We start from the raw sequence: 16752 nt of genomic DNA, 5'->3' as shown, positions 1-16752 counted from the left end.
CGGTGGTTGGGACGTGCCCGGCAGGCCGTCCGTCTGAGGCGACGCGGGGGATCGTCTCAGACGGACGGTTCCGCATGCCCGGAAGCGGCCGCCGAGCCGTTCAGCCGACCAGGTCCAGCACCGGCCGCAGCGCGTCGGGACGCCGGGCCGCCGGCAGGTGGTCCACGAAGTGCACGCGGCAGCCGAGGGCCGCGGCGCCGCCGTCGGCCTCCTTGTTGTCGCCGACCATCAGGACCTGCCGCGGATCCGCGCCGAGCGCCTCGCAGGCGACCGAGAACAGCCGCGCGTCCGGCTTCTGCACTCCGTGCTCGTACGACAGCACATAGGTGTCCACGTAGGCGTCCAGCCCGTGCTCGCGGAACACCGGGCGCAGGTCCCAGCCGATGTTGCTGACCACGCCGACGCCGATCCCGCGCTCGCGCAGGGTGCGCAGCACCTCGGCGGCGTCGGGGTAGGGGGACCACGCGGCGGGGGACATGTGTCGGTCGTACAGGACGTCGTGCAGTCCGGGGTCCGGCAGCGCCACCCGGCGGGACAGGGCCGTGTACGCGGCCCGGTGCAGCTCCGCGCTCTCGTCCCGGACCGCCCACAGGTCCGCGAGGTCCGGCGGCACCTCCACCGGCGGGGCACCGCCCGCGAGCGCCCCGGCCTCCTCCAGGGCCCGGGCGACGGCGAGCAGTTCGGGCTCCGGCAGGGGGTGACCGGCCCCTGGCAGCACCGCGCGCAGCCAGGACTCGGTGGACTCGATGCGGAACAGCGTCCCGGAGAAGTCGAACAACACGGCAGCCATGCGCGGGACTCTACCCGCGCCGGCGCACCGCCGTGCCCGGCCGGCGCTTCGGCGGCCACTCGTGCACCAGCACCGCCAGGGCCACGAGCAGCGCCCCGAACAGCCAGCCGCCGAGCACGTCCGAGGGCCAGTGCACACCCAGCCACACCCGGGTCGCGCCCACGCCGGCCACGGAGACGAGCGCCACCGCGACCGCCGCGCGCCACAGCGCGCGGCCCGGGCGGTGGCGGTGCAGCAGCCACAGCAGCAGGCCGCAGACCACGGTGGCGGTCATCGCGTGCCCGGAGGGGAAGGCGGCGTAGTGGGCGGTGTCCACGGGGTCGCGCCACACCGGGCGGGGACGGTCGACGGCGGCCTTCACCGCCTGCTGCGCGAGCGCGGCCACCGCGCAGGTGACTACCAGCCACAGCGCCGTCCACCAGGCCGCCCGGCGCCGGATGAGCCACACCGCCGCGGCGGCGGCCAGCAGCCGCATGGTGAGCGGGTCCCACACCCAGTCGGTCAGCACCCGGAAGGCCGCGGTCACCCCGTGCTCGCGGACGGCCGCGCGGTGGGCGGCGCGGGAGACCTCGCCGTCCACGGCGAGCAGCGGGTGCCAGCGCGCCGCGACGAGGGCGAGCAGCAGGGCGGAGCAGCAGGCGAGTACGGCGGCGGTGCGGGCGGCCGCGCGGGACGGCGCCGGGGGGCGGGGGGAAGCGGGCGGCGGGGGAGCGGTGGGGGGACGGTGCATGACGCGATCTTTGTTGATCGGACGGCTGTGGCCAAGACCGGCATGGCCGGAACCGGGCCGGACCTGCCCGGGGCACGGGCCGATCGCCGTACCGCGACCTCCCGGGGGTGTGGGGTGGGGGGTGTCCGGCCCGGTCCGCCGGAGCCGGGTCAGCCCAGGGCCCGCAGTCCGGGGATCAGCGTCACCAGTACCGGCGCGACCGGCACCAGTGCGGCGACCGCCGCCAGGCGCAGCCGGCGCGGCGCCGGGAGGCGGTCCGGCGCGGTCAGCAGCCGGTGCACGCGCTGCGGCACGTGCGCCTGGGGCGCCGGGGCGGGCCCGAACACGCCCCGCTCCTCGTTGAGTTCGACCAGGGCCAGGGCCGTCGTCAGCCGGCCGAAGCGCCGGGACGCCACGTCGTCGGCGGCCAGCTCGACCAGCCGGTGCATCTCGGCGCGGAACGCGGCGAACACCGGCACCCGGGGGAACCCGCCCGCCAGCGCGGCCGAGCAGTGCAGCAGCCAGTCGTGCCGGGCCTGCGCGTGCCCCTGCTCGTGCGCGAGGAGCGCGTCCAGCCGCCGTCCCCCCAGCCGGCGCAGCGCGGCCGTCGTGACGACCATCCGGGGCGCGGGGCCGGGCAGCCACCAGGCGCCGGGACGGTCGCCCTCCAGTACCACCAGCCGGTCGCCGCCCGGCTTCTCGCCGGGCAACAGCGGTGCGCGCACCAGCAGTTCGGCCCGTCGTGCCCGCCGCCGCGCCCGGGCCCGCGCCACCTCGCGGAGCAGCATCCCCAGACTCCACAGGCCGCCGCAGGCGAGCAGCACGGCGGTGGGCGCGGCCCAGGGGCCGGCGGTGCCGAGGGCGTACGCGTCCACGACCGCGCGCGGCGCGGTGGCGAAGACGTGCCAGCGCACCGCCTGCCAGGCCGCCGCCGCGCTGAGCGTCATCGACAGCGCGCAGCACAGCAGGACGGCCGCCACGACGCACTGCCACACCCAGAGGGCGACGACCGGCTCGCGGTCCGGCCAGTCGGCCCGGGCGAGCAGCCGCGGTCCGGCGACGGCGGTCAGGGCGCCGAGCAGCAGCAGGGCGACGGGGACCATCATGGACAGCACCCTATGAGCGCGGGGCCGCTCGGCGGTACGGCCCCCGGCGGCAAGTGACGTACACAACGCGGGAGTTCGGCGGCGGTCCCGCCCGCTCGTCCGCGGTCCGGCGCTCACATCGCCAGCAGCATCGCCAGCATCCCGATCCCCATGGACAGCCGGCACGCCCGGGCCAGCTCCGGCCGGTCGCCCCAGCCGGCCGGCCCGGACCCGGCCACCGGGACGGCGGCGGGCACCAGACGGGCGCCGGAGAGCAGCACGTAGCCGGCGAAGTACAGCAGGAGCACGCCGGTCACCACCGGCAGGCCCGTACCGCCGTGCGCGTGGTGGCCGGCGGCGCGGGGGGCCGCCGCCATCGCCACCGCCATGTAGACCATCGCGGCGCTCCCCACCAGGTGGTGCAGGTGGTGCCGGTCGCCGCGGACGGCCCACAGGGCGCGCAGGGCCGCCGCGCCGAACACGGCCGCGTACACCGGCCACGCCCAGCCCGGCGGCGTGAACGCGGTCGCCGGCACGGCCATCACCGCCATCCCGAAACCCATCAGCGCCTCGCCGCCCGCGGCCCGGCGCTGCTCCTCGACACCGCTGCGCATGCGTAGCAGGCAGTAGGCGCCGGTCGCCGCGCACAGCGCGACCAGCAGCCAGGCTGTCGACACCGGTCCGTGCACACGCACCTCCCGCTCGACGGACGTCGAGGGATGCGATGCCCGGAGGCGGCGGCGCGCACGCAAGCGCACGGGCGTACACGGGGAGCACGTGGAGGAGCACGGACGGTCACTGTCGGCGCATCCGGCCCCGGGTAACTAATTTACGAGTAAAACATATGTTAAATTGATACGCATGAGCAGTGCCACCCCCCACCGTCTTCCCCTGGCCGGAACCCTCCGCCTCGGACGCCCCTCCGACATCTGGTTCAAACCGGCCCTGAGCGTGGTCGCCTCGGTCGCCCCGCCCAACCTCACCCTGCTCGCGCTGGGCCGCCTCGATCTCGCCATGTACACCATGGCCGGCTCGCTGTGCGCGCTGTACGGCCACAACCGGCCCTACGCCGCCCGCGCCCGGGTCCTGGCCTGGGTGGTGCTCGGCATGGTCGGCGGCCTCGCCGCGGCACTGCTCGCCGCGGCCCTCACCAGCGACGCCGTCGTCCTCGTCACCGTGGGCGCCGTCCTGGCGGCGGCGCAGAAGGCGGTGTGCGACGCCACCCGCGTCGGCCCGCCCGGCAACGTGGTCCTCGCCTTCATCACCTCCGCCTCGCTCTTCGTGCCGCAGACCCCGGGCCAGATCCCCGGGCACGTCGGGCTGGCCCTGGCCGCGGGCGTCTGGGCCTGGCTGGTCGGCATGGCTCCCGGGCTGCTCCGCCCGCACGGCCCCGAGCGCCGCGCCACCGCCCAGGCCCTGAACGCCGCCGCCGCGTACGCCGACACGCGCGGCACCGCCGACGGCCACGCCCGGACCCGCGCCGCGACCGCCGCCGCCGTCCACGCCGCCTGGCAGTCGCTGCTCGCCGCCCGTCCCGACCCCACCCGGCACGCCCTGGAACAGCTCCTCGTCCGCGCCGAGGTCGCGCTCGCCGCGCCCGCCGACAGCGATCCCGCACGGCTGCGCGCCTGGGCTCGCGAGCTGCGCGGCACCGGCCGCGTCCCGCGCGTCGAGCAGCCCCGCGAAGCCGCCGACGAACTCCTCGGCGTGGCCGCCGAGCGCACCGCGCCGCGCCGGTCGCCCTGGCACCGCCCGGCCCACTTCGCGCCGATCGCCGTACGCACCGCGCTCGGCTGCGCCCTCGCCGGATACGCCGCCCTCGCCCTGGGCGTGGGCCGCCCGTACTGGGCGCTGGTCACCGCGGCCTCCCTCTACCAGGCCAACGTCACGCTCACCTGGAACCGGGGCGTCCAGCGGGTCGTCGGCAACCTCGTCGGGGTCCTCGCCTTCGCCGCGCTCGCCCCGCTGGCCCACCTGCACCCGGCCGTCCTGGTGCTGCTCTGCGTCGCGCTGAACTTCGGCGCCGAGGCGCTCATCGGCCGCAACTACTGGCTGGGCAGCGTCTGCGTCACCCCCATGGCCCTGCTGATCACCGAGTTCGCCCGCACCCAGGACCCGGCCGGGCTGATCACCGACCGGGTCGTGGACACCCTCGTCGGCGCGCTGGTGGGCTTCGTCGCCGCCGTCGCCGTCACCAACCGGCGCGCGGGCGACCGCCTGGAACACGCGCTGACCACGGCCGAGCGGGCCCGGGAGAGCGCCGCCCGCCTCTTGGCCGAGCCGCACCCTGCGCCGGGCGCCCTGGAGTCCGCCCGCCGTGCCCTCGCCGCCGCCCTGGCCGACCTGCGGGCCACGGCCGACGCCGCCGCGGGCGAGTGGTGGCAGCGCGCCCTGCCCGAGGAGAGGGTCGTGCTCACCGAGCAGTCCGGACACCGTACGCTCGCGGCGACGGTACGGCGGCAGGGGCTCGTACCGCGGGACCGGTCCCGGGACCAGGGGCCGGACAGGACGACGGAGGACATGCGGCCATGACGGCGACGAACGGCGGACCGACGGCCGGAGGCGACGCGACCGGTGCCCGGCCCGGGGCCGGTACCGGGCCCGCGCGGACGGACACCGTCTCGGCCGTCGTCCGCCAGTGGCGGGCCGTGCACCCGCGGCTGGACACCGGGCCGATGGAGGTCATCGGCCGGATCAACCGCTGCGCCGCGCTGCTCCAGCAGGCCGAGGACGCGCCGCTGCGGCGGGCCGGGCTGAGCCGTGCCGAGTTCGACCTGCTCGGCGCGCTGCGCCGCACCGGCCACGAGCTGACCCCGGGCGAACTGGTCCGGGAGACCTTCTCCTCCGGGGCCGCCGTCACCAAGCGGCTCAAGCAGCTCACCGAGCGGGGGCTGGTCGAGCGGCGCGGCGACACCCGCGACCGCCGCGTGGCCCACGTCCGCCTCACCGACGCCGGCCGTGACCTGGTCGACGGCATCCTCCCCGAGCAACTCGCCTACGAGACGGCCGTACTGTCCGTCCTCGCCCCCGACGGCCAGGGCGAACTCTCCGGCCTGCTCGCCGAGCTGCTGAGCCGCCTGGAAAGCCTGGGCGGCACCCTGCGCGCCTAGGCGTGTCGACCCGAGGCGCGGTTCACGCGGCTGACCGGTGGGTGACCGCCGTGTGCGGTGTGGCAGCGGTGGTGGTCGTCGGCGTGCGGGAAGTCCGCCGGGGCGGCGGTGCGTTCGGCTCCGGGCACGCGGACCGTCCGGCCGGAGACCGCCGCGCTCTCCGCGCCGCTCCGCGAGGACGCCCGGGCCGGGACGGACCGGTGCCGTGACCGTGCCGGCGCGCACCGGGGAGAGCACGGGAGACGGTCCAGCACGGACCGCGGACGCGGTGGGCTGCGCGCGGCGGCGTCCGGGTGCGGAGGGCCCGCGAGGCGCCGGGGAGGGCACCGATGGCGAGATCGATACCCCTCGGCGACGGGAACGCGCCGCGCGGCAGGGACCGGTTCCGGCCAGAGTGAGCGGCGCCGTCCGGCCGCGGCGAGCCGCGTTGCCCTCCGCGGGGCCGGGAACCGACCGCCGCCCGGCACCGGGGAGACGGCCGTTGCCGTACGGCGGAGAACGCGCCCCGCACCGCATCCGTCACCGGCCGGACGCCCCGGTGCACGGCGGGCGGTCATTGTCGACGGCCGGGGACGCGGTGTCCACCACGACCGCCGCCAGGTCGTCCGTCCCTGTCCGGAACGGTCGGTTCGGGCGCCCGCATTCGGCCAGAATTCCTCCAGAGAACGACCAGACCGGCCTGTCATATTCATGGCCGGCGCCGTGATCCGAATCGGTCAAGTCCGCCCGGCACCGCCCAGAACGTCTACCTGCCCACCCCGCTCCGTCGTCGGCACAGCAGGTGCGGACCGGAGCGCACCGGACGGAGACAGACCGCATGACCACCGAACAGACCACCTCACTCCTCATCGGCCTCGCCGCCATGGTCGTCCTCGCGCGGCTGCTCGGCGCACTGGCCCGGCGGCTGGGACAGCCGGCGGTGATCGGCGAAGTCCTGGCGGGCATCGCACTGGGCCCGACGCTCTTCCACGGGGCGATCTCCGACACCCTCCTGCCCGCGGACACACGGCCCCTGCTCAGCGCGCTGGCCGCGGTCGGTGTGGCCGTCTTCATGTTCATCGTCGGGCTGGAGTGGGACGCGGCCCTCATCCGGGGCAGCGGGGCCATCGCCCCCAGCGTCTCGCTCAGCTCCATCCTGCTGCCCTTCGGCCTCGGCGCCGGCCTCGGCCTCTACCTGATGGACGACTACGGCACCGGCGACAGGACGGCGTTCATGCTCTTCATGGGCATCGCCATGTCGATCACCGCGTTCCCGGTGCTGGCCCGCATCCTGACCGACCGGAACATGGCGGGCACCCCCCTGGGCGCCGTCGCGCTGGCCTGCGCCTCCATCGACGACGTCCTCGCCTGGTCCCTGCTCGCCGCCGTCGTCGCGATCAGCGGCTCGGCCGGCCCCGACCAGTGGCGGATACTGCTCGCCGTCCCGTACCTGCTCGGCATGCTCTTCCTGGTGCGCCCCGTGCTGCGCCGCCTGGCGGACCGCAGGCCTGCGCTCCGGCTCAGCCCGGCCGTCTTCGCCGGCGTCCTCGCGGGCCTGCTGCTCTCCGCCGCCGCCACCGAGTGGCTCGGCCTGCACTACATCTTCGGCGCCTTCCTCTTCGGCGTGGTCCTCCCGCGCTCCGGCACCGACCGGCTCCGCCGTGACGTGCACGAGCGCCTCGCCCACATGAGCAACACCCTGCTGCTGCCGGTGTTCTTCCTGGTCGCCGGCCTCAAGGTGGACCTGTCCGGGATCGACGCGAGCGGGCTCGGAGCGCTCGGACTCATCCTGCTGGTGGCCGTGGGCGGCAAGTTCGTCGGCGCGTTCGCCGCCGCCCGCGCGAACAGGATGCCGCTCCGGCAGTCCGCGGCGCTGGCCACCCTGATGAACACCCGCGGCCTGACCGAACTCATCGTCCTGAACGTGGGCCTGCAACTGGGCTTCCTCCAGCAGGAGCTCTACTCGCTCATGGTCGTCATGGCCGTGGTGACGACCGCGATGGCGGGCCCTCTGCTGACGCTGCTCCTCGGCCGGCCCACCGGTGAGGACGCCACCGGGAGCGCGACCGGCACCGACGAACCGGCCGGGGCCGCCGGCCGGGCCGGCTCCGCCGAGCGCGCGACGGGTCCCGCCGCGTAGCCGCGCGGTGTGTCCGCCGGCCGGCGCCGGGCGGACACACCGCCCCGGCGGCAGGGGAGGGAGCGCGTCCGTGCGACGCCCCCCGGCAGGCACGTAGGGCCCCGTCCGCTACACAGGGCCCCGGCACGTAGAGTTCGCGCACACAGAGCCCCCGCACACAGAGCCCCCGCACACAGAGCCCCCGCACACAGGGCCCCCGCACGTAGGCACCCGCCACATAAGGCTCGCGCACAGAGGGTCCCGCACGTAGAGTCCCCGCACATGGGGCCCAAGTACACAGCCCCCAGGCACACAGGGCCCAAGTTCACAGCCCCTAGGCACACAGAGACCCCGCACACAGAGCCCCGGCCCGAGCGACGTCTAGATCCCGGGCCGGTAGCGCAGCGGATGGTCGGGCGGGATCTCCACGAGGACGATCGGGGTGCCGTCCGGGTCGGCGATCCACATCTCCACCAGACCCCACGGCTCCTTCACCGGGGGCCGGACGATCTCGACGCCCCGGGCCCGCAGTTCCTCGCCCGCGGCCGTCACGTCCTCGACCTGGAGCCACAGCCGTGCCGCCGGCGGGGACGGGCCGTCGGACCGGCCGGAGAGCTCCAGGAACCCGCCGCCGAGGAAGTAGACCGTGCCCCGCTCGGGTCCGGTCCCGAACTCGCGGTGGACGGACAGCCCGAGCCGCTCGCCGTAGAACGTGCGGGACCGTTCGGGATCGGTGGGCCGGATCAGGATCCGGCTGCTGAGTACATGCACCATGCGGGCGGAGCCTAGCGGCGGCGTTACTCTCATCCGTGGCTCAGCCACGCCGAGAACGGAGATCCCCGCCATGGACAGCCCCGCCGCCGGACTCACCTTCCGGGACGCCACCGACGCCGACGTCGACGCCCTCGTCGCCCTGGTCGAGTCGGCGTACCGGGGCGACAGCAGCCGGGCCGGCTGGACCACCGAGGCGGACATCCTGGAGGGCCAGCGCACCGACCCCGAGGGCGTGCTCGAAGTGATCAAGTCGCCGGACGGCCGGCTGCTCACCGTCGAGCAGGACGGCCGGATCGTCGCCTGCTGCCACCTGGAGCACCGCGGCGATCACGCCTACTTCGGCATGTTCGCGGTGAGCCCCGCCCTGCAGGGCGCGGGCGTCGGCAAGGCGGTCATGGCGGAGGCGGAGCGCCGGTCCCGGGAGATGTGGGGCGTCGCGGAGATGCACATGACGGTGATCACCGTGCGGGAGGACCTGATCGCCTGGTACGAGCGCCGGGGCTACCGCCGTACGGGAAGGACGTCCCCGTTCCCGTACGGCGACGAGCGCTTCGGCATCCCGCAGCGCGACGACCTCCGGTTCGAGCTGCTGGTCAAGGAACTCGTCTGACCGGTCCGCCGTGACCCGGCGCCGCGCTCCGCACGGAGCGGGGCGCCCGGGCGCCGCCGCGGCCGCTACGCCGTGAAGCGCCCCGTCCGCTTGATCTCCGGGTAGTCCGTCGTGGCCCCGTCCAGCTCCAGCGCGCGCACCAGCCGCAGGTGCTCCTGCGTGTTGACCACCCAGCCGATGATCCGCAGCCCGGACGCGCGCGCGTGCTCGACGACCTCCAGGGTGAGCCGGCGGACGTTGAGGCACAGGGTCGCCGCGCCCACGGCCACCGCGCGGTCCACCACGTCGGTGCCGTAGCGGCTCGCGACCAGCGCGGTGCGCGCGCCCGGCACCAGCCGCCCGATCTCGGCGACCGCCTCGTCGTGGAACGAGGAGACCTCCACCCGCGCGGTGAGGTCCCGCGCCCGCATCACCTCGGCCAGCGCCCGCGCGGCCGCCACGTCCTTGATCTCGGCCTGCAAGGGCGCCCGCACCGTCTCCAGGACCTCCTCGAACACCGGGACCCGCTCCCCGCGGCCCGCGTCCAGGGCGCGCAGCTCCGCCAGCGTCTTGTCGGCGATCCGCCCGGAGCCGTCGGTCGTGCGGTCCACCTCCGCGTCGTGCATGACGACCAGGGCGCCGTCCTTGCTCAGGTGCAGGTCGAGTTCGATGAGGTCCAGGCCGGCTTGCTGCGCGGCGACGAAGGAGCGGAGGGTGTTCTCGGGCTCGACGCCCATGACCCCGCGGTGACCGATGGTAAGGAAGTTCAAGGTTCAACTCGCTTCCGTCGACGGCGGCTCGGCGACGCGCGGACCGACGGAGGCGTCCTGGACGTCGTCGTCCACGCGGCAGGGTCGCAGCCTAATGGCCGGACCGGGCGTTGAACCCGCGGCTGCGCCGGGCATTCGGGCCCCGGGACAGGCGCCAGTTGGCCGGTATCCGCCCAGGCCATCACCCGTGCGTGGGCGAGTCCCGCGCGTCCTTGACCGGTCGGGGAGCGGTCGGGCCGGCCCCGCGCCGCCCGGTCCGGCCGAGGTGGCGGTGGCGCCGGGCGCCGTTGACGCAAGTGAGCGTCCTCACGGTTTACCACAGGAAAAACATCGGTGACCAAGGGGTCGCGCAGAATATTTTCCCGCACCCGGTCTTGCTGGAAGAAACAGGGTATGCATACGGTATCCATACGCGAGGTTCTCCCGTGGAGGATGGGACATGACGGAAATTCTTGTGCAGGCGGGTACGGAGGAGCGGGTTCCTTCGTCGACCAGGGTGATCGAGCACCCGGCCTGGCCCGTGCTCAAGGATGCCGTGGAGCGGATCCGGCCATGGCAGTCGACGGACGGGTCGATCGACTTCGAGGCCGAGGGCGCCCCGCGGCGGGCCGACGCCGTCGCCGCCGTCGAGCGTGTCGCCGACGCGGTCGAGCGGCTCTCCCCGCTGCTCCCGCACGACACCGACTACCACCAGGCCCTCGTGCGGGACCTGCGCCGCTGGGCCGAGGGCGGCTTCGCGGTGCCGGACTTCCTGGACTCCCTGCTGGCCTTCCAGCCGGCCGCGACCCGTGCGGACGGCCTCCAGCACCTGGTCGTCTTCCCGATGTACACGCAGAACGGCAACCCGGACCGCAACCTGGAGGCGGTCGTGCTGCGCATGGTCTGGCCGCAGTGGCTGGCCGAGCTGGAGCGCACGCGCTACGACAACCCGCTGTTCTGCGGCATCACCTTCGAGGACTTCACCGCGGGGTACGACACCAACTCCGCCGTGCTCTTCCCCGAGACCATCGCCGTGCGCGAGGCGCCGGAACGATTCTCCTGGGGCGGCATCTTCTGCGACCGCGAGGCCGCCCGCTTCCGCCGTGTCACCGAGGCCGCCGTCGAGACCCTCGGCCTGGAGCTGCCCGAGGACATCGCCGCGCTGGTCCACGACCAGAAGCGCTGTGAAGAGGCCTTCGTGCTCTGGGACATGGTCCACGACCGCACGCACAGCCACGGCGACCTGCCGTTCGACCCGTTCATGATCAAGCAGCGCCAGCCGTTCTGGATGTACGGCCTGGAGGAGCTGCGCTGCGACCTCACCGCCTTCAAGGAGGCCGTGAAACTCGAGGCGGACGGTGTCGCGCAGGCCCGTGACGTGCAGTACGCGGTGCTCTTCGACCGGATGTTCCGCTTCCCCGTCACCGGCGACCGCGACCGGAACTACGACGGCCTCGGCGGCCAGCTCCTCTTCGCCTACCTGCACAAGCACGACGTCGTCCGCTGGACCGACAACAAGCTCTCCATCGACTGGGAGCGCGCCCCGCGGGTCACCAACCAGCTGTGCGCCGAGATCGAGAAGCTCTACAAGGACGGCATCGACCGCCCCAAGCTGGTGCACTGGTTCGCCGGCTACGAACTGGTCTCCACCTACCTGGCCCCGCACCCCGGCTCGAAGTGGGCCAAGGGGCCGGACGCCCTCGACCTCGGCCTGCCGCCCCGCAAGCTCGTGGACGACGTGCTTCCGGACGAGTTTCCGCTGAGCATGTTCTATGAGGCCCTGTCCAAGAAGCTCAAGAAGGTGATCGCCTCCACGAAGGGCATCACGGCGGACGGCGCCGAGCGGCTCGCCGCGTGAGCGACCGCCTGCGGGGCAGGGCTCAGGAGAACACGGCTCAAGAGGGGAAGAACATGGTGGGGAACGGGTCTCTCAGTGGTGCGGTGATCGCGGTGGCCGGCGCGGGCGGTCCCGCCGGGCACGCGACGCTGGTCCGGCTCGCCGAGGCGGGCGCGGTCGTCGTCGGTGCCGACAACAACCCGGAGCGGCTGGCCGAGGCCGTCGACGCGGCCCGTTACGCCCGGGGCGGCGCCACGGTCACCGGCGAGACCGTCGACCTGCTCGACCTGCGGTCCACCCGGGACTGGGCCGCGCGCATCGAGAAGGACCACGGCCGGGTCGACGGCCTGGTCCACCTCGTCGGCGGCTGGCGCGGCAGCGCCAACTTCGCCGAGACGGACCTGGCGGACTGGGACCTGCTGGAGAAGCTGCTCGTCCGCACCGTGCAGCACACCTCGCTCGCCTTCTTCGACGCCCTCCAGCGCAGTGACCGCGGCCGGTACGTCCTCACCAGCGCCGCCGGCGCGCAGAAGCCGACGGCCGGCAACGCGGCGTACGCCGCGGCCAAGGCCGCGGCCGAGGCGTGGACGCTCGCGATGGCCGACGGCTTCCGCAAGGCCGGGGGCGAGGAGGGCCCGCGCTCGGCGGCTGCCATCCTGGTGGTGAAGGCGCTGGTGCACGACGCGATGCGCGTCGAACGCCCCAACGCGAAGTTCGCGGGCTTCACGGACGTCAAGGACCTCGCCGAGGCCGTCGAGGGCGTCTGGAGCAGGTCCGCCGCCGAAGTGAACGGAAACCGTCTGTGGCTGACCGAGAAGCCGTGAACCCTCCCAAGACCGACGCGCGTCGCCACCACGACCCGCAGGTCCGCGGTTTCGCCAGTGACAACTACGCGGGAGCCCACCCGGAGATCCTGGCCGCCGTCGCGCTCGCGAACGGCGGCCACCAGGTGGCCTACGGCGAGGACGACTACACCGGGAACCTCCAGCGGATCATCCGCAGCCACTTCGGGGCCGGCGCCGAGGCCTTCCCGGTCTTCAACGGCACCGGCGCCAACGTGGTCGCGCTCCAGGCGGTCACCGACCGCTGGGGCGCGGTGATCTGCGCCGAGAGCGCGCACATCAACGTGGACGAGGGCGGCGCGCCGGAGCGGATGGGCGGCCTGAAGCTGCTCACCGTGCCCACGCCCGACGGCAAGCTCACGCCCGAGCTGATCGACCGCCAGGCCTGGGGCTGGGAGGACGAGCACCGCGCGATGCCGCAGGTCGTCTCGATCACCCAGAGCACCGAGCTGGGCACCCTCTACACGCCCGCGGAGATCCGCGCGATCTGCGAGCACGCCCACGCGCACGGCATGAAGGTGCACCTGGACGGCTCCCGGATAGCGAACGCCGCCGCCTCCCTGGACGTGCCGATGCGCACGTTCACCAACGCGGTCGGCGTCGACATCCTCTCGCTGGGCGGCACGAAGAACGGCGCGCTGTTCGGCGAGGCGGTCGTGGTCCTCGACCGCGGCGCGGTGCCGCGGATGAAGCACCTGCGCAAGATGTCGATGCAGCTCGCCTCCAAGATGCGCTTCGTCTCCGTGCAACTGGAGGCCCTGCTCGCGAAGGACCTCTGGCTGCGCAACGCCCGCCACGCCAACGAGATGGCCCAGCGGCTCGCCGAGGGCGTCCGGGCGGTGCACGGCGTGGAGATCCTCTACCCGGTGCAGGCCAACGGCGTCTTCGCCCGGCTCCCGCACGACGTGAGCGAGCGGCTCCAGCGGCGGTTCCGCTTCTACTTCTGGGACGAGGCCGCCGGGGTGGTGCGCTGGATGTGCTCCTTCGACACCACGGAGGACGACGTCGACGCGTTCGTCGCCGCCGTCAAGGAGGAGATGGCCCGCTGACCGCATGGTCCGCATAATTATGCGACCACCTGAAAAGTCATTGACTCTCGGGTGGTCGCATTCCTATGCTCTGCGGGCATGGAGCTGATCCAGAACACACCCGATCTGTCCGCCTACTTGGCGGATGACGAGGTCATCGACCACCACCACCCGGTGGTGCGGGCGACCTCCGCGCGCCTGGCCGCGGACGTCGCGGACTCGTATGAGTATGCGCGCGCCGCTTTCGAATACGTCCGGGACGCCATCCCGCACTCCCAGGACTCCGGCGACCTCCGCGTCACGTGGCGCGCCTCCGACGTGCTGGCCCTGGGCACCGGCATCTGCTACGCCAAGTCCCACGCCCTGGCCGCCCTGCTGCGGGCGGAGGACATCCCCACCGCCCTGTGCTACCAGCGCCTGTCCGACGACGAGGGCGGCCACGCCGTCCACGGTCTGGTCGCGGTCCGCCTCGCCGGCGCCTGGCACCGGCAGGACCCGCGCGGCAACAAGCCGGGCGTCGACGCCCGGTTCTCCCTGGCGGGGGAGCGGCTCGCCTGGCCCGTGGACCCGGCCGCCGGCGAGGTGGACTATCCGCACCTGTACGCCGAGCCGCACCCGGCGGTCCTGGCCTCCCTGCGGGCCGCGCCCGACCGGCCGGCCCTGTGGAAGGCGCTCCCCGACGCCCTCTGACCGGCCCCGGGGCCCGTGCGGCCCGCTCTCGAGCGCCGCGGGGTCAGTGCGCCTCGGCCGCGCGCAGTGACTCCACCGTCGGTGCCGTGCCGCCCAGGTGCGTCGGCAGCCACCACGAGTCCTCGGCGCCCCGCGGGCGGCCCGGGTAGGCGCGCTGGGCGGCCTCCAGGAGCTCCTGGACGCGTTCGCGCAGCCGGCGGGTGAGGGCGCCGGCGTACTGGTCGCGGGGCGCCTCCACCGCCTCGCCGACACGGATGGTGACCGGCAGGTGCTCCCGCCTGAAGTTGCGGGGGTGCCCCTTGGTCCACAGCCGCTGCGTGCCCCACACCGCCATCGGGACCAGCGGGACGCCGGCCTCCTGGGCCAGCCGGGCCGCACCGGACTTGAAGCTCTTGAGCGTGAACGACTGCGAGATCGTCGCCTCCGGGAAGACGCCGATGACCTCACCGGAACGCAGCGAGTCCAGCGCGTGCGCGAACGCCGCCTCTCCCTGGTCGCGGTCCACCGGAATGTGCTTCATCCCGCGCATCAGCGGCCCGGAGATCCGGTGGCGGAAGACGGATTCCTTGGCCATGAAACGCACCAGGCGCTTCTGCGGCAGCGCGGCCAGGCCGTTGAAGATGAAGTCCAGGTAGCTGATGTGATTGCTCACCAGCACGGCGCCGCCCGAGCGCGGGATGTTCTCCGACCCCTTGCAGTCGATCTTCAGGTCCCAGACCTTGAACATCGTCTTGGCGAAACCGATGACGGGACGGTAGACCAGCTCTGCCATGGGCGGGGTGGACCCTTTCTGCTCTGCTCGGGAAAGGGAGGGCTCCCGGCGGGAAAGTTACGCAGCCGTAGGTTTACGGCGTATCGCAGATCGTGCCCGAAGAACGGACGGCTAGCCAGTCCTCGTGCCCCGCCACGGCGAGATCCTCGTCACGTCGGCCTACACCCCACCTCGGATCTTTGTGTTTCCTTTGCCCGGCGGTGGCCGGCGCCGGGAATTACCGCGGCCGTGCGCGCGCTCCAGTGGGGAACGACCGGAAACGGCGACGGCCCCGCGCGGGCCTCGGCCGCGACGAGCCGCACGGGCGGCGGAACGGGGGAGCGCGGGTGCGCGGGCGCGACGACGGCAGGCGGATCAGGGCGGCCGAACTCGGCCGTGAACCGGGGGACCGGGCCACGCTCGTGCAGTTCTCCAGCGCCTTCTGCGCGCCCTGCCGGGCCACCCGGCGCGTGCTCGGCGAGGTCGCCGCCATGGTCCCGGGCGTGGTGCACGTGGAGATCGACGCGGAGGCCCACCTGGACCTCGTGCGCGAGCTGGAGATCCTGAAGACGCCCACCGTCCTCGTCCTGGACGCCGGCGGGCGGGTCGTCCGGCGCGCCACCGGCCTGCCCCGCAAGGCCGACGTCATCGCGGCCCTGGGGGAGGCGGTCTGAGCATGCCTCAGCGGACAGTGCGGCATCTTCCGGATCGCGGAACCGGCTTGACTGCACGCCACACCTATCGTCAACCTGCCCGTATGCCCACCGAACTCCTTCTCCACGGGCGGGTCCACATCGACCTGGCCCGCACCGCGAGCGCGCGTTGTCCCGGCTGCTGAGAAGCCACGGACCCGCTCGTCTCCCCTCGCAGAAGGACAATTCCATGACGGCAACGCCCGGCCTCGGCACCCCCCGGCTCGCCTCCCCCGAACTGCTGCGCTCCACCTTCCGCCGGCACGCCGCCGGTGTCGCGGTGATCACCGCGCGCGGCGCCTCCGGTCCCGTCGGATTCACCGCCACCTCCCTCACCTCGGTCTCCGCCGAGCCGCCGATGATCTCCTTCGGTGTCGGCACGGGCGCCTCCAGCTGGCCCGTGCTGGCCGAGGCGGACCACGTCGGCGTGCACATACTCGGCGAGCACCAGGGCGACCTGGCCGCGGTCTTCGCGCGCAGCGGCGCCGACCGGTTCGGCGCGCCGACCTCCTGGCGTGACGGTCCGGAGGGCGTGCCGGTGCTCGACGACGTGCCGGCCTGGCTGGTCTGCCGGATCGTGGCGCGGGTGCCGGCCGGCGACCACCGGATCGTGCTCGCCGAGGTGCTCCTCGGCGATCCCGGCGGCCCCGGGCGCCCGCTGCTGTACCACGAGGGCCGCTTCAACGGCCTGCGGGACTGAGCCCGCCGTCCGCCTCGGCGTCGCCGTCGGGTTCCGGTTACGCTGCGTTGCGAAGGTCACAGTTCAAAGCGCTTGCTTAGCGGGCAGGAACTGAGTGTACTGGCGAGTAATATCTCGGTCGGAGCGCGCCGACGCCCCGATCGGGATCGGCCGCTTGAGGCGCCTATGCTGCCTCCAAGAGGCAGCCCGGAAATGACGATGCAGTAGGAGAGCCGGCGTGAGCTTGAGGATCGTTGTCACTGTGAAGTACGTGCCCGACGCCACTGGCGACCGGCACTTCGCCGATGACCTGACCGTCGACCGCGACG

The 16752-nt window shown here is 73.8% G+C and carries 17 protein-coding genes and 1 pseudogene; 11 read left to right on the top strand and 7 right to left on the bottom strand.

Going from position 1 to position 16752, the window contains the following annotated elements:
- Positions 1–100: 100 nt before the first annotated feature.
- The 4 genes from ACZ4K2_RS31340 to ACZ4K2_RS31325 form a co-directional block, all read right to left on the bottom strand.
- A complete protein-coding gene (locus ACZ4K2_RS31340; protein ID WP_467478334.1) occupies positions 101–790 on the bottom strand; it encodes an HAD family hydrolase in 690 nt (229 codons plus the stop codon).
- Positions 791–800: 10 nt separating this feature from the next.
- On the bottom strand, positions 801–1520 hold the full coding sequence (locus ACZ4K2_RS31335; RefSeq protein ID WP_467478332.1) for a phosphatase PAP2 family protein: 720 nt from the start codon (positions 1518–1520) through the stop codon (positions 801–803).
- Positions 1521–1669: 149 nt separating this feature from the next.
- Entirely contained in the window at positions 1670–2605 is a 936-nt protein-coding gene (locus tag ACZ4K2_RS31330) for a M56 family metallopeptidase (RefSeq protein ID WP_467478330.1), read from the bottom strand.
- Between the two features lie 113 nt (positions 2606–2718).
- Complete coding sequence (locus tag ACZ4K2_RS31325) at positions 2719–3273, bottom strand: DUF5134 domain-containing protein (protein WP_467478327.1); 555 nt, start codon at positions 3271–3273, stop codon at positions 2719–2721.
- A 172-nt stretch (positions 3274–3445) separates the two neighbouring features.
- Here ACZ4K2_RS31325 and ACZ4K2_RS31320 point away from each other — a divergent pair, with 172 nt between their 5' ends.
- The 3 genes from ACZ4K2_RS31320 (at position 3446) to ACZ4K2_RS31310 (ending at position 7813) form a co-directional block, all read left to right on the top strand.
- On the top strand, positions 3446–5116 hold the full coding sequence (locus ACZ4K2_RS31320; RefSeq protein WP_467478325.1) for an FUSC family protein: 1671 nt from the start codon (positions 3446–3448) through the stop codon (positions 5114–5116).
- Positions 5113–5694: a MarR family winged helix-turn-helix transcriptional regulator gene (locus ACZ4K2_RS31315; RefSeq protein ID WP_467478322.1), complete on the top strand. Its 582-nt coding sequence runs from the start codon at positions 5113–5115 to the stop codon at positions 5692–5694. Before ACZ4K2_RS31320 ends, ACZ4K2_RS31315 begins: the two co-directional genes overlap by 4 nt.
- Before the next feature lie 817 nt (positions 5695–6511).
- Positions 6512–7813, top strand: a complete 1302-nt coding sequence (locus tag ACZ4K2_RS31310) for a cation:proton antiporter (protein WP_467478320.1) — start codon at positions 6512–6514, stop codon at positions 7811–7813.
- 360 nt (positions 7814–8173) lie between these two features.
- Here ACZ4K2_RS31310 and ACZ4K2_RS31305 read toward each other — a convergent pair whose 3' ends face one another.
- Positions 8174–8566: a VOC family protein gene (locus tag ACZ4K2_RS31305; protein ID WP_467478316.1), complete on the bottom strand. Its 393-nt coding sequence runs from the start codon at positions 8564–8566 to the stop codon at positions 8174–8176.
- Positions 8567–8636: 70 nt separating this feature from the next.
- Here ACZ4K2_RS31305 and ACZ4K2_RS31300 point away from each other — a divergent pair, with 70 nt between their 5' ends.
- Complete coding sequence (locus tag ACZ4K2_RS31300) at positions 8637–9176, top strand: GNAT family N-acetyltransferase (RefSeq protein ID WP_467478313.1); 540 nt, start codon at positions 8637–8639, stop codon at positions 9174–9176.
- 65 nt (positions 9177–9241) lie between these two features.
- Here ACZ4K2_RS31300 and ACZ4K2_RS31295 read toward each other — a convergent pair whose 3' ends face one another.
- Positions 9242–9925 (bottom strand): glycerophosphodiester phosphodiesterase, encoded by a 684-nt coding sequence (locus ACZ4K2_RS31295; RefSeq protein ID WP_467478311.1) that lies wholly within the window; start codon positions 9923–9925, stop codon positions 9242–9244.
- 439 nt (positions 9926–10364) lie between these two features.
- Here ACZ4K2_RS31295 and ACZ4K2_RS31290 point away from each other — a divergent pair, with 439 nt between their 5' ends.
- The 4 genes from ACZ4K2_RS31290 (at position 10365) to ACZ4K2_RS31275 (ending at position 14301) form a co-directional block, all read left to right on the top strand.
- Entirely contained in the window at positions 10365–11762 is a 1398-nt protein-coding gene (locus ACZ4K2_RS31290; RefSeq protein ID WP_467478308.1) for a DUF6421 family protein, read from the top strand.
- A gap of 56 nt (positions 11763–11818) precedes the next feature.
- Positions 11819–12565, top strand: coding sequence for an SDR family NAD(P)-dependent oxidoreductase (locus ACZ4K2_RS31285; RefSeq protein ID WP_467478567.1), 747 nt, complete (start codon positions 11819–11821; stop codon positions 12563–12565).
- Positions 12562–13632, top strand: a complete 1071-nt coding sequence (locus ACZ4K2_RS31280; RefSeq protein ID WP_467478305.1) for a threonine aldolase family protein — start codon at positions 12562–12564, stop codon at positions 13630–13632. The genes ACZ4K2_RS31285 and ACZ4K2_RS31280 overlap by 4 nt, the downstream gene beginning before the upstream one ends.
- A 78-nt stretch (positions 13633–13710) precedes the next feature.
- The gene (locus tag ACZ4K2_RS31275; RefSeq protein ID WP_467478303.1) at positions 13711–14301 is read left to right on the top strand and encodes a transglutaminase-like domain-containing protein; all 591 of its coding nucleotides are present in this window, start codon (positions 13711–13713) and stop codon (positions 14299–14301) included.
- Between the two features lie 43 nt (positions 14302–14344).
- Here ACZ4K2_RS31275 and ACZ4K2_RS31270 read toward each other — a convergent pair whose 3' ends face one another.
- A complete protein-coding gene (locus ACZ4K2_RS31270; protein WP_467478301.1) occupies positions 14345–15073 on the bottom strand; it encodes a lysophospholipid acyltransferase family protein in 729 nt (242 codons plus the stop codon).
- A 326-nt stretch (positions 15074–15399) separates the two neighbouring features.
- On the opposite strand from ACZ4K2_RS31270, the gene ACZ4K2_RS31265 reads away from it, so the two are divergent.
- From ACZ4K2_RS31265 to ACZ4K2_RS31255, 3 genes and pseudogenes are all read left to right on the top strand, one after another.
- The gene (locus ACZ4K2_RS31265) at positions 15400–15726 is read left to right on the top strand and encodes a thioredoxin family protein (protein WP_467478298.1); all 327 of its coding nucleotides are present in this window, start codon (positions 15400–15402) and stop codon (positions 15724–15726) included.
- Positions 15727–15934: 208 nt separating this feature from the next.
- Positions 15935–16444 (top strand): flavin reductase family protein, encoded by a 510-nt coding sequence (locus tag ACZ4K2_RS31260; protein WP_467478295.1) that lies wholly within the window; start codon positions 15935–15937, stop codon positions 16442–16444.
- A gap of 217 nt (positions 16445–16661) precedes the next feature.
- Positions 16662–16752 (top strand): annotated as a pseudogene (locus ACZ4K2_RS31255) (electron transfer flavoprotein subunit beta); the annotation flags it as partial.

Source organism: Streptomyces sp. NPDC025833 (assembly GCF_055558055.1).
The sequence above is the reverse complement of the archived record's forward strand: the minus strand, read 5'-3'. Positions and strand labels throughout refer to the sequence as shown.